Annotated in this window: 11 protein-coding genes; 6 read left to right on the top strand and 5 right to left on the bottom strand. The window is 68.8% G+C overall.

Going from position 1 to position 12,496, the window contains the following annotated elements:
* The first annotated feature begins 114 nt into the window (after positions 1-114).
* Together WS46_RS07845 and WS46_RS07840 are read left to right on the top strand one after the other, a co-directional pair.
* The gene (locus WS46_RS07845; RefSeq protein WP_059690030.1) at positions 115-1,257 is read left to right on the top strand and encodes a porin; all 1,143 of its coding nucleotides are present in this window, start codon (positions 115-117) and stop codon (positions 1,255-1,257) included.
* A 223-nt stretch (positions 1,258-1,480) separates the two neighbouring features.
* Positions 1,481-1,783 (top strand): DUF4148 domain-containing protein, encoded by a 303-nt coding sequence (locus WS46_RS07840; protein ID WP_059525344.1) that lies wholly within the window; start codon positions 1,481-1,483, stop codon positions 1,781-1,783.
* 153 nt (positions 1,784-1,936) lie between these two features.
* Here the strand turns inward: WS46_RS07840 and WS46_RS07835 are convergent, their stop codons facing one another.
* Positions 1,937-2,884, bottom strand: coding sequence for a LysR family transcriptional regulator (locus WS46_RS07835; protein WP_059690029.1), 948 nt, complete (start codon positions 2,882-2,884; stop codon positions 1,937-1,939).
* Between the two features lie 191 nt (positions 2,885-3,075).
* Here WS46_RS07835 and WS46_RS07830 point away from each other — a divergent pair, with 191 nt between their 5' ends.
* Positions 3,076-5,259, top strand: a complete 2,184-nt coding sequence (locus tag WS46_RS07830) for an FUSC family protein (RefSeq protein WP_059690028.1) — start codon at positions 3,076-3,078, stop codon at positions 5,257-5,259.
* A 157-nt stretch (positions 5,260-5,416) separates the two neighbouring features.
* Positions 5,417-5,629 (top strand): hypothetical protein, encoded by a 213-nt coding sequence (locus WS46_RS07825; RefSeq protein ID WP_059690027.1) that lies wholly within the window; start codon positions 5,417-5,419, stop codon positions 5,627-5,629.
* A 138-nt stretch (positions 5,630-5,767) separates the two neighbouring features.
* Here WS46_RS07825 and WS46_RS07820 read toward each other — a convergent pair whose 3' ends face one another.
* Both WS46_RS07820 and WS46_RS07815 read right to left on the bottom strand, forming a co-directional pair.
* Positions 5,768-6,877: a P1 family peptidase gene (locus tag WS46_RS07820; RefSeq protein WP_059690026.1), complete on the bottom strand. Its 1,110-nt coding sequence runs from the start codon at positions 6,875-6,877 to the stop codon at positions 5,768-5,770.
* A 43-nt stretch (positions 6,878-6,920) separates the two neighbouring features.
* Positions 6,921-8,327, bottom strand: a complete 1,407-nt coding sequence (locus tag WS46_RS07815) for an APC family permease (RefSeq protein WP_059690025.1) — start codon at positions 8,325-8,327, stop codon at positions 6,921-6,923.
* 132 nt (positions 8,328-8,459) lie between these two features.
* Here WS46_RS07815 and WS46_RS07810 point away from each other — a divergent pair, with 132 nt between their 5' ends.
* Positions 8,460-9,260, top strand: coding sequence for a helix-turn-helix transcriptional regulator (locus tag WS46_RS07810; protein WP_059467907.1), 801 nt, complete (start codon positions 8,460-8,462; stop codon positions 9,258-9,260).
* 16 nt (positions 9,261-9,276) lie between these two features.
* On the opposite strand, the gene WS46_RS07805 is transcribed toward WS46_RS07810, so the two are convergent.
* Positions 9,277-10,716 carry a cytochrome P450 gene (locus WS46_RS07805; RefSeq protein WP_059690221.1) on the bottom strand — a complete coding sequence of 480 codons (1,440 nt, stop codon included), beginning with the start codon at positions 10,714-10,716 and terminating at the stop codon, positions 9,277-9,279.
* 87 nt (positions 10,717-10,803) lie between these two features.
* On the opposite strand from WS46_RS07805, the gene WS46_RS07800 reads away from it, so the two are divergent.
* Positions 10,804-11,742, top strand: coding sequence for a helix-turn-helix domain-containing protein (locus WS46_RS07800; RefSeq protein ID WP_059690024.1), 939 nt, complete (start codon positions 10,804-10,806; stop codon positions 11,740-11,742).
* A 21-nt stretch (positions 11,743-11,763) separates the two neighbouring features.
* Here WS46_RS07800 and WS46_RS07795 read toward each other — a convergent pair whose 3' ends face one another.
* The gene (locus WS46_RS07795; protein ID WP_059525329.1) at positions 11,764-12,141 is read right to left on the bottom strand and encodes a nuclear transport factor 2 family protein; all 378 of its coding nucleotides are present in this window, start codon (positions 12,139-12,141) and stop codon (positions 11,764-11,766) included.
* Positions 12,142-12,496 lie beyond the last annotated feature (355 nt).

The raw sequence follows: 12,496 nt of genomic DNA, 5'->3' as shown, positions 1-12,496 counted from the left end.
ACTCTTGCGCAACTCGCAACGGTGCGCTCGCGCGCCGGCGGCCGCAATCGCGCGACCCCGCCCCTACACTGGCGCCGAACTTTGGTCACTCGTCCCACACGCAGGAGCAGTTACATGAACAAAACCCTGATTGCCGCCGCAGCCGCCACCGCGCTGTTCGCCCCGCTCGCGCATGCACAGAGCTCGGTCACGCTGTATGGCCTGATCGATGCCGGCATCGCGTACACGAACAACGCGGGCGGCGCATCGCTGTGGCGCATGACCAGCGGCACAGTCAACGGCAGCCGCTTCGGCCTGCGCGGCACGGAAGATCTCGGCGGCGGCGTGAAGGCGCTGTTCGTCCTCGAGAACGGCTTCAACATCAACAACGGCGCGCTCGGCCAGGACGGCAAGCTGTTCGGCCGCCATGCATATGTCGGCCTGACCAGCAGCGGCTACGGCACGCTGACGCTCGGCCGCCAGTACGACACGATGGTCGACTTCGTCGCGCCGCTGTCCGCGACGTCCGGCGACTTCGGCGATGCCGGCTTCGCGCACCCGTTCGACAACGACAACCTGAACCACTCGGTGCGCATCAACAACGCGGTGAAGTACACGAGCGACACGATCGCGGGCTTCAAGGTCGGCGCGCTGTACGGCTTCTCGAACTCGACGAACTTCGCCGGCAACCGTGCGTACAGCGTTGCGGCGAGCTACACGAACGGCCCGCTGAAGCTGGCCGGCGCTTACCTGCAGATGAACGGCACGAAGGGCTCGACGAGCGCGAGCCCGGGCGCGACGGACGTGGCCGAAGCGAAGAGCGTGAGCCAGGGCGGCTGGTCGGTGGGCGCGGACCGCATGCGCAGCTACGGCGGCGGCGTCAGCTACGTGTTCGGTCCGGCGACGGTCGGCTTCGTCTATACGCGTTCGCAGTACGACAACTCGGGCTCGTTCGGCTCCACCGGCCAGGTCGCGTTCAACAACTACGACGTGAACGTGCGCTACGCGGTGACGCCGGCCGTCAGCCTCGGCGCCGCATACGTGTACACGGACGCCAGCGTGTCGAACCCGGACAGCAAGCACGGCACCGATCCGAAGTGGCACCAGGTCGACCTGCAGGCGGTGTACAAGCTGTCGCGCCGCACCGACCTGTATGCGGAAGCGATGTACCAGCACGCGTCGGGCCGCGGCTACCAGGCGTTCATCAACACGTCGGGCGGCGCATCGAGCACCGCGAACCAGATCGTCGGCACGATCGGCATGCGCACGCGCTTCTGAGTTCGGCGCCGCAGTACCGCACGTCGCCCGCCTGCCGCGAACCTGTCTTGACGGACGGGTTCGCGCAACGCGGGCGACGTGCGTCAATGTTGTTCCATCTGGAAATCTGCTTGCCTGGAATCGGGGTTTTTGCGCCCGCGTGCGCTGCATAGACTGGCATCGATGGTTCGGATCACACATCGATCGCCGAACCGGCCTCACACCCCGCCTACAGGAGAACATCGTGAAATCGCTCGTCGTTACCGCCGCCGCTGCCGTCCTGCTTGCCGCACCGGCCCTGTCGTTCGCTCAGTCCGCCAAGTCGCCCGTCACGCGCGCGCAGGTGCTGCAGGAGCTCTACGACCTCGAATCGGTCGGCTACAACCCGTCGCTCGGCGACGCCGGCAACTATCCGGACGACATCATGGCCGCGCAGGAACGCCTGGCGGCAAAACGGCTCGCCGAACACAAGGCCGCGCATGCCGCATATGGCCCGGCCGGTGCGGGCGCAACCGAATCGGGCGTGGCCGTCAAGCCCGCGCTGTGAGTGCATGACGCCACGTCGCGCCCGCATGACACGTGTCCTGCGGGCGCGGCGGAGTTCGCGTGAACCGGTCCGTGACGACGGATGCGGCCGGACCGCGTGCCGTCGGGCACGCGGCCATCTTTTTACGTAGTCGCGTATTCGGCGTATTCGCCCTCAGGCGGCCTGCGGTTCCCGCTCGATCGCGTTCAGCATCTCGACGTCGTGCGCGATCATTCCCGGCACCTGCGCACGCAGCATCTCGACCCAGGTGCGCACCTTGGCGTCGACGAAGCGGCGCGACGGATACAACGCATACACGTTCATCTTCTGCAGGATGTGACCGGGCAGCACACGCACGAGCGTGCCCTCCTGCAACGCGTCGATCGCCGCGTACAGCGGCAGCATGCCGATCCCGATGCCGTCGCGAATCGCGAGCGCGAGCGATTCGGCCGTGTTGGTCTGCACCGGCCCCGCGACATGGATCTGCTCGACGCCCTCGGCGCCTTCGAGCACCCATTCGTGGGTCGGAAACGCCGGCGTGCAGAGCGTCAGGCACGCATGCGCGCCGAGATCCTGCGGCCGCGCCGGCGCGCCGTGGCGCTTCACATACTCCGGCGACGCGCACAGGATGCTGAAGGTCGAACCGAGCAGGTGCGACACGAGCTCCGAATCGGGCAGCGACGACGCGGTCACGACCGCCATGTCGCTCGTGCCGTCGAACAGGTCGGGCATGCGCTGCGACAGCGACAGCTCGATCGATACGTCCGGATATTGCGTGTGATAGCGCGTGAGCGCGGGCATCACGTAGTGATGGCCGACGCTCGCGAAGCTGTGCATGCGCAGCACGCCGGCCGGCCGCTCGTGCGCGCAGCTCGCCTCTTCCTCGGCGCGATCGACGTCGGCGAGGATCTGGCGGCAGCGCCGCAGATAGCTTTCGCCGGCCGACGTCAGCGCGAGGCGGCGCGTCGAGCGATTCATCAGACGGGTGCGCAGGCGCGCCTCGAGTTCCGACACCGCGCGCGACATCGCGCCCGTCGTCGAATTCAGCGATTGCGCGGCCGCGGTGAAACTGCCCGCCTCGACGACGCGCGTAAACACCCGCATGTTTTGTAGGGTATCCATTCCTGTGAGCCACCTGTAGCGGAGCCGCTATTTTCCTCCAGCGGATGCGACAGATTGTTACGCGCCCTGCAACTATCGTTTCCCTGCAGCTGCGTTAATGCCCGCGCGCCGCACTCCTACAATCGGCGCCTCATCAGTCGAATGGACCCGTCCGGACGCGCCGCGACACCGCACGCGCCCCCTCTTTCTTCATGAAGCCACAACCTGCGATCGAGCGACCTTCCATCGAACCGGCACGATGGAGAACCTGGCTCGATCCGCTCGGCGGCGCCGCGCGCGACTGGGCCGCGAGCGACGGCCTGATCTGGCTGCATCTCGCCAAAACGGTGCTCGCCGCGCTGCTCGCGATGGGGATCGCGATGCGGCTCGAGATGTCGCAGCCGCGCACGGCGATGACGACCGTGTTCGTGCTGATGCAGCCGCTGTCGGGGATGGTGTTCGCGAAGAGTTTCTACCGCGTGCTCGGCACCGCGGCCGGCCTCGTCGGCGCGCTCGCGCTCGGTGGGCTGTTCGCGCAGCAGCCGGAGCTGTACATGGCCGGCATCACGTTGTGGATCGGCGGCTGCATCGCGCTCGCGGTCCGCAACCGCCATTTCCGCTGGTACGGGTTCGTGCTCGCCGGCTACACGGCCGCGCTGATCGGCCTGCCCGCGGTGATGACGCCGCAGACGCTGTTCCAGTCCGCGCTCACGCGCGCCGCGGAAGTCGCGCTCGGCATCGCATGCTCCGGCGCGGTCAGCGCGTTGATTCTTCCCCTCAGCTCCGCGAAGGCGCTGATGCGCTCGCTGACCGCCCGTCATGTGAAGTTCGCGGCATTCGCGGCCGGCGCGCTGTCGGGCGATCTCGCACGCGGCGATTTCGAGCGGCGCTTCGCCGATTTCGTCGACGAGATCGTTGGCTTCGAGGCCAACCGCGCGTTCGCGTCGTTCGAGGATCCGCACATACGCGCGCGCAGCCGCCGGCTCGCGCGCCTGAACAGCGAGTTCATGAATGCATGCACGCGCCTGCATGCGCTGCACCAGCTCGTCAAACGCTTGCGCGCGAACCGGTCCGACGCGGTGCTCGATGCGCTCGCGCCGCACATCGATGCGCTCGCGCAGCGGGTGACCGCGTTGCGCGACGAGCGGCAGCGCGGGATCGCGTCGACCACCGGCGCGCTGCTCGAACTGCGCCGCTTTCACGGCGCGCTGCCGAAGGCCGCGCGCGCGTCGCGCCGCGAGATCGAGGATCACGCGGCCGGCGGCCTGCTCGACTTCGACACCGCGATCGAGCTGATGTATCGCTTCATCGGCGAGTATCTCGGCTATGCCGACACCAACGCGTCGCTCGACCGCGACGATCACGCGTTCGAACGCTCGGTCACGCACTACGCGGTGAAAACCAATTCGTTCTTCGTCGGCTTCACGTTCCTGCGCACGCTCGTCGCCGTCGGCGCGATGAGCGCGTTCTGGATCGCGTCCGAATGGCCGAGCGGCTCGCTCGCCGTCATCGCCACCGCGATCGCGTGCGCGCTGAGCTCGACGTCGCCGCGTGCGCCGAAGTTCGTCGCGCAGATGGGCGTCGGCGCGGCGTTCGCGACGGCCGTCGGCTATGTGTTCCTGTGTTACGTCTATCCGAACATCGACGGCTTTCCGCTGCTGTGCGCGGCGCTCGCGCCGGTGCTCGGCCTCGGCGCGTTTCTCGCGATGCGTCCGGGCCTGTCCGGCTACGGAATCGGCTTCGCGGTGTTCTTCTGCCTGCTCGCCGGCCCCGACAACGCGATCGCGTATACGCCCGAGGTGCTGATCAACAACGGTTTCGCCATCGTCGTCGCGATGCTCGCGTGTTCGATCGTGTTCGCCGTGGTGTTTCCGACCCACATGCCGTGGCTCACGTCGCGCATCGCGCACGACCTGCGCCGCCAGGTCACGCTCGCATGCGACGGCACGCGCGACGGCCTCGCCGCACGCTTCCAGTCGAGCACGCACGACCTGATGGCGCAGTTGCGCACGCTGCTCGTCAAGCGCACGCGGCAGCATCGCGACGCGCTGCGCTGGATGCTGTCGACGCTCGAGGTCGGCCATGCGGTGATCGACCTGCGCGACGAGCTGCACGGATTCTGCGAATCGAAACCGCCGCAGACGCTGCACTGGACCGCATCGATCGATGCGGTGCTGCGCGAGCTGCCGCGCTTCTTCGACGATCCGACGACGGGCCACCATGCGCGCACGCTGAAATCGGTGAATCTGGCGATCCGCGCCGCCCAGCACACGCTGCACGCGTGGTACGCGGTGCCCGACGAGCGCCGCCGCATGCAGCGCATCGTCGGCTGCCTGCACTTCATCCGCAGCGCGCTGCTGGACAAGGACGCACCGTTCAATCGCCATCGTCACTGACCGTCGACGGCGATCGGCGGCGATCGATGCGCGCGCAACGTCATCCTTGTTCCGAATGGAAATAAGCTCTGCACCCGCGATGATTAATCTCTAAGCAGTGCGAGCCTATAGTTTCCTCACTGCCAGCGAGACTGGCACTGACCCAGGAGAAACCCAAATGAAGCCGCTGCACCTCGCCCTCGTTGCCCTGTCGCTCACCGCCGCCGTCGCGCATGCCCAGCCCGCGCCGGTCGACGCCGCGCAGCAACCGGCGAATCGCGCCGAAGCCGTCCAGGCCGCGGACCGCGTCGATCGTGCGCAATCGAAGCAGGAAGACCCGAACGCATGCGTCGGCCCCGTCAGCTTCTGCAACGTCTACTTCGGCAGCTGAACATGACGCCGCGTCGCCACGGCCAGGCCCGCCGCGCACGCATCGCACGCATCGCATGCGCGCGCGCACGACGCGCCGGCCGATCGCCGCAACGACACTGTCCGCCACGCCGCTTCGATTGAAGCGGCGCATGCCGTTTCAGGCGCCGCGCCCCGGCCGCCACCCCACTTCGCGCAACGCATCCAGCAAACGCGCCTGCCCCAGCCCTTCGACCCGCGCGCCGCGCGATTCGACGTCGTTCCCCGCGACGAGCGCATTCACGATCGCTTCCTCCACCGCTTCCGCCGCCGCGACGAACAGCGCGGAGATGTGGTCGTTGTTCACCATCTTCACGGCCGTCGTCGGCACGCCCTTGCTGCCGTAGTTCGCGGCCGGCAGCCCGTCGTTGCCCGTCGCGAACGCCAGGAAGATGTCGCCGCTCGAATCCTCGGTGCCGCCGCCGACGCGGGCCAGCCCGACGCTCGCCCGCTGCGCGAGGCGCGTGCACTGATGCGGCAGCAGCGGCGCGTCGGTCGCGATCGTGACGACGATCGAACCCATCCCGGCCTCGCCTTGTGCATCGGGCGCGCGAAAAGGCGAATGCACGTGCCGCAACACCTCGCCGACCGGATAACCGGCCACGCGCAGCATCTCGCGCACGCCGTAGTTCGCCTGCACGAGCGCGCCGACGGTCCAGCCGCCCGCGTCGGCCGCGACCACGCGCGACGCGGTGCCGATGCCGCCCTTGAACTCGTGGCAGATCATCCCGGTGCCGCCGCCCACGCCGCCTTCGGCGACCGGCCCCGACCGCGCGGCGGCCAGCGCGCGCTGCACGTGCGCGGCGCTCACGTGCTGCCCCCAGATGTCGTTGAGCAGGCCGTCGTAGGTTTCCATCACGACCGGCATGCACCAGTACACGCGGCCGACCGCCGCTTCGCGCTCGTTCGCGACCAGCGCATCGCGCACCGCGCCGACGCTGTGCGTGTTCGTGTAGGCGACGGGCGTCGTCAACAGGCCGGCTTCGCGGATCCATTCGAGCCCGGTCGCGTCGCCGTTGCCGTTCAGCACGTGTACGCCCGCGAAGCACGGCGAATCGTGCGCGGCGCCCGCGCGCGGCTCGATGACCGTGACGCCGGTGCGGATCGACGCATCGCCGTTCTCCACGTTCAGCGTGCAATGTCCGACCCGCACGCCCGGTACGTCCGTGATCGCGTTGAAGCGGCCCGGCGTGCCGAGTCCGATGCGGATGCCGAGATCCCTCGTGCGCATGATGCAATTCCTCCGTCTTTCGATGGTTCGGTGTTCGATATGGTCAGAGCGAGCGGAACGCATCGCTGTGGCGCGCCCAGACCGCATACATGACGAGCGCGGCCACCAGCAGCCCGCCGATGATGATCAGGTCGGTCGGCTTGGTCGCCGTCGCCAGTGTCGTGTAGAGCGTGTACGCGGCGCCCGCGACCGCGACGAGCGGCGTCACGGGCCACAGCGGCATCCGGTAGTGATGCTCGACGTCGCGCCGCACGAGGCGGCTCGCCAGCGCGGCCAGCCCGACGACGAGGTAGATCAGCAGCAGCAGGTCGACCGTGAACGCGGTCAGCTCGTCGAGGCTCGACACGAACACCAGCCCCGACGACGGCACCGCCAGCGCGAGCGTCGCGAGCCACGGCGACTCGAAGCGCGGATGGATCGTCGAGAACGCGCGGTTGCAGGTGCGCGACCAGAGCGCATGCCGCCCGCTGCTGTAAAGCAGGCGCCCCATCGTGATCACGATCGCGATGATCGCGTTGAACACCGACAGGAAGATCCCGCCGCTGACCACGCGCGACACCGCCGGGTTGCTCAGCGAACGCACGACATAGCCGATCGGGTCCGCGCTCTTCGTCAGCTCCGTCAGCGACGGCGCGCCGAGCACGATCGCGGTGAGCGGAATCAGTTCGACGACGAGGATCACCAGCAGCGAATAGATCACCGCCTTCGCGACGTTGCGGTTGCCGCCGCGCAGGTCTTCCGCGAGGTACGCGGCGGAGCCGAAGCCGTTGTAGCAGAAGATCGCCGTGCCGATCGCGGGCACGATCGCCGCGAGCGTGGCCGGCACCAGCGCATTGCCGCTCGCGACGACCGGCGCGATCAGCGCGTCGGCGCCGCGATGCGGGGAGCCGAAGCCGAGCCCCGCGATCAGCATCAGCACGCCGATCTCGACGACGAGAAACGCGCCCGTGATCCACGCATTCGTCTTGATGTTCAGCATCCCGAGCACGTAACTGAGCAGGACGATCGTGAGCGCGACCGACTGGTTGCCGAAGTGCGTGCCGAGCGCGTTGTTCAGGTACGGCGCGGCGCCGCTCGCGAGCACGGCCGGGATGAACACGCTGACGGACAGCACCGTGATGAACGTCAGGTAGCCGGGCAGCGTGCCGAACACGCGCTTGGCCATCACGTATTCGCCGCCTGCGCTGCGATGCGCGGCACTGAGCTCCGCGTAGCAGAGCGCGAACGCGAGCGCGAGCACGCCGCCGAGCAGGAACGACAGCACCGCGCCGCTGCCGGCCTGCTGGATCGCGAACGGCGCGATCACGAAGATCGAGCTTGCGGGCGTCACGCCCGACACGGTGATCATCACCGCGTCGCGCACGCTGAGCGTCTGCGACAGCGCGCGCGGCGCGTCTTCCGTGGCAGGCGTCGCTTGCAGCGTGCCCGTCGATTCCGACATCATCGCCATTTCGTTCTCCTGTTGCTCCTACCCTGCACTTTTTTGAACACCCATACTCGGGCCCGATTGATTGCGTGGCAGTCTAGGAAGCCAAATTCAGGACCGCTATTCCCCCTTCGTGTTACACCCTTCGGTGGTGGTATGGATCGACTCTTCTCCGAAATCGCGATGCACCAGGCGCTTGGCCGCGCGATCGATCATCTGGGCCAGCCGCGCTTCTGGCGCTTCCTGGTGCTGCTGCTCAACGAAATGGTGCCGTTCGACAACGCGCTCGCGACCGCGATCGGCCGCGACGGCGTGCCGCTCGTGCTCGACGAATACGACACGGGCGGCTCCGACAGCGCGTCGCCGGTGCCGCTTTACCTCAATGGGTTATATCTGCTCGACCCGTTCCTGCAGGCCGCGCACGACGGGCTCGCCGACGGCTGCTACCGGCTCGAGGAAGTCGCGCCCGACCTGTTCCGGCAGAGCGAGTATTTCCTGAGCTACTTCCGCGATGCGGTCGGCGACGACGAAATCCAGATCCTGCTGCGGCCGAACCCCGACTTGCTGCTGTCGTTGTCGCTCGGCGCGTCGGCGCGCTTCGACGTCGAGCCGCTCGGCAAGCTGACGGCCGCGATGCCGTGGGTGCTCGCGACGATCCGGCAGCACTGGCGGCTGGTGGGCGATGCCGCGCGCGCGACGCCCGACGACGATCTCGGCGCGCGCGTCGAGCAGGCGCTCGCGCGCTTCGGCGCGGGCGTGCTGACCGATCGCGAGATGTCGATCGCAAGAATGGTGCTGCGCGGCAATTCGTCGAAGGCGATCGCGGAACGGCTGGCGATTTCACCCGAGACGGTGAAGGTGCATCGGCGCCATCTTTACGCGAAGCTCGGGATTTCGTCGCAGCCGGAGCTGTTTTCGCGGTTCATTCAGGCGTTGGGGGAAGATGCGGCGGGCTGAGCGCGACGCCGCCGCGTCACGACGGTCCGACCGCCGCCGCCCGCCGTGTCGGCGCGATCGCCAGGTGCAGCGCGCGCCCGGGCCGCAGCGTCACGTTCAGCGTCGCGCGCGGCGCCGTCATGCCGGGCGGCACGGACAATTCATGGCGCTGCAGGATCATGGCCGCCACCACCGTCATTTCCGTCATCGCCAGATGCTGCCCGAGGCATACGCGCGGCCCCGTGCCGAACGGCAGGTACGCGCCGCGCGGAATCGCCGGCGCGTCGTCGGCGAAGCGCTCGGGCCGGAATGCCTGCGGTTCCGGAAACCACCGCGCGTCTTGATGCATCAGCTGAATCGGCAGCATGAACAGCGTTCGCACCGGAAACTGCCATGCGCCCAACGCGACCGGCCGCGATGCGCGACGGCTGATCAGGATCGGTGCCGCCGGATACAGGCGCATCGTTTCCTCGAGCGTCTGTGTCAGATAGCGCAATGCGGCGCGCGTGTCGGCGGTCGGCGCGCGGCCGCCCAGCACGCGCACGACTTCGTCGCGCGCGGCGGCCTGCGCGGCCGGATTCGCGGCCATGTTCCACGCCCACCAGGTCAGCGTGGCCGCGGCCGTCTCGTGACCGGCCAGGAAGGTCGTCATGCACTCGTCGTGCACGGCTTGCAGCGGCCAGGCGCGCATGTCGGCGCGGTGCAGCCGCAACAGGCGCGACAGCAGATCGTCCGGCCAGCCGTGCTCCGGCATGTCGAGACGCGCATGCAGTTGGCGGTCGATCAATCCGTTCAGCACCGCCAGCGCCCTCGCCTTGCCGCGCTTCCACGGCATCCAGTCCGGCGCGCTGGCCGGCTGGTAGAACTCGGCGTTCGCGGCCGCGCTGACCGTGCGCACGGCGGCCTCGGCCACGCGCGCGTCCGCGCCGATCGCATCCGAGAACATCGTGCGCATGATCACGTCCATCGCGAGCGACGTCAGCGCACTTTCGATCGGCCAGTGCGCGTCGTGCGCGGGCCACTGCGCGAGCGCATGACCGGCCGTCGCAGCGATCGACGGCACGAATGCCTGCACAGGTTTCGGCATGAAATTCGGCTGCAGCGCGTGCCGCTTGTCGCGCCATGCGTCGCCCTCGGCAATCAGCACGCTGTGCCCGTGAACCTGCGAAAACACGCGGATGCCGCGCTCCCAGCGCACGAACGCATCGTGATGCGTGACCAGCAACGCGCGCACGAGCGCCGGATCGGTCACGACCACCGCATGTTCGGGCCACATGCGCAGGTGCACGACGTCGCCGTGCACGCGCTGCCAGCCCGCGAGCGCGCCGGGCAGGTCGCGCGACATCGCGCGCAGCAACCGCCACCCCGTCAGGCCGGCACGCGGCCCCGGCGGCCATACGCCGGGCGGGTGAAGCGCGGGCGCCGCATCGGCGGCGTCCGCATGAAACGGGCATCGGGAAGAGGATCGTGTGTTCATGCGCCGGATTGTCCGGATCGACGCGCCGCCGGTCTTGAACGCAAACGACATCGACACGTGCGGCGCCGGTCCCTATACTCCGGCGTCATGCCCTTCGGTCCGTCTCCGACATTGCCGCCGTGTCCCGATCCGCTCGCGCGCGCGCCGCGCGTGCTGTTCGACGGCCGGTCGCCGCCCACCCGGCTGTATCAGCCGCCGGCTGCGCTGCAAGGCGCAGTCGTCGCGATCATCACGCGCGACACGCGCAGCTTCATGTTGAGCGACGCGCAGCGGCTCACGCATTTCCCCGCGTCGCCGCTCGTCTGCCTGTCGTGGTATCGCGGCCTCGACGTCGGGCTCGTCCGGCGCACCGGCGACGGGCCCGTATGGCGGCCGTTCGGCGCATCGGCGACGCTGTCGGGCAGCCAGTCGATGCCGGTCGCGAGCTGGGCGCCGACGAGCGGACAAGGCGGTATCGTCTGCCTGCATGCCGATGCGGCACGCGCGCTGTTCGGCGTCGCGTTGCCGGCGATCCACGACACCTTCGTCGACGCGCATGCATGTCTCGACGACAGCTGGCGGCCGCTGCTCGATGCGCTCGCCGATGCCGAACACGACGACGACGCGCTGGCCGCGCTCGACCGCCACCTCGCGCCGCGCTGGCATGCGCTGCGCGGCAGCGTGTCGCCGCTGTCGTCGCTGCGCGATGCGGGGCGCAGCTGGGTCGGGCGTCTCGCGTCGAAAGCGCGCGAATGGCGGTACACCCACAGCCCGCGTCAGGTCGAACGGCGCATCAAGTCGTACAGCGGTCGCTCGTTGCGCGACTGGCAAACGCTGGTGCGCACCGAAGGCGTGTTCTTCGCCGCGCGCGACCGCCAGGACGCCGGGCAGCCGGTCGACTGGGCCGCGCTCGCGCTGGACGAGGGATTCGCCGACCAGGCACACCTGAGCCGCGCGACGCGGCGCATCACGGGCTTCTCGCCGACCGAGTTCGTACGACGCTTCGCCGAGGACGAATCGTTCTGGATGTACCGCCTCTGGGTGTGACGGGCCGCTGCCCGTTACGCGTCAGCCGCCCGATTCGATGAACCCGCCCTCGGGCGCCTGGTGCGGCACGTACCAGCCGAAATACACCTCGGCCTCGACGATCCGGCCATCGCGGACACGCAACCGCTCCGCATTCCGGAACCGCCTGCCGGCAGTCGTGTCGGCTTCGTACACCACGAACACGTATTCGCCGTGCACGGCGACGTCGACGAACTCGAAACCGGCGAGCATCGCGCTGTTCGGCCAGCAGCGCGCCAGATACGCGTCGCGGTCGAGCCGGTTGTCGAGCGGGCTCGTGAAATGGAAGTCCGGTGCGATCAGCGCTTCGATCGCGTCGCGGTCCTTGTCGACGTACGCGCGATAGCTGGCACGCGCAACGTCGCCGGGGTCGTCTGTCATCGTCGTTACCTCCGCGAAGGGTTGGGCCGACGCGACAGCCCGCGTCGCCCCGAGGCGTCGATCAAACGCTTGCGGGCGGCACGACCGACCACGACCGCCCCCGCAGGCAGCGTTGCGCGCACGCCCGGCTCGATGCCATTCGCGAAAACCCGCACCTGGCGATCGGCGCGAGCGCCTGCGCGCGCAGATGCCGCGGTTGCCCGTTTCCGCACGCACGGGCATGATGTCCGCCAGCGTGCCGGCTGCGGCCGCCGGCTTCGGCGGTCGTCGGCGGTCGTCGGCGGTCGTCGGCGCCGCGATCGGCTTGCCGCCCGTGCGCCGCCTCCGGCATCACCGAGCAATCCGCGTGCCGGCC

It is taken from the genome of Burkholderia sp. RF4-BP95 (assembly GCF_001521985.1).
GTDB classification, from domain to species: domain Bacteria; phylum Pseudomonadota; class Gammaproteobacteria; order Burkholderiales; family Burkholderiaceae; genus Burkholderia; species Burkholderia diffusa.
The sequence above is the reverse complement of the archived record's forward strand: the minus strand, read 5'-3'. Positions and strand labels throughout refer to the sequence as shown.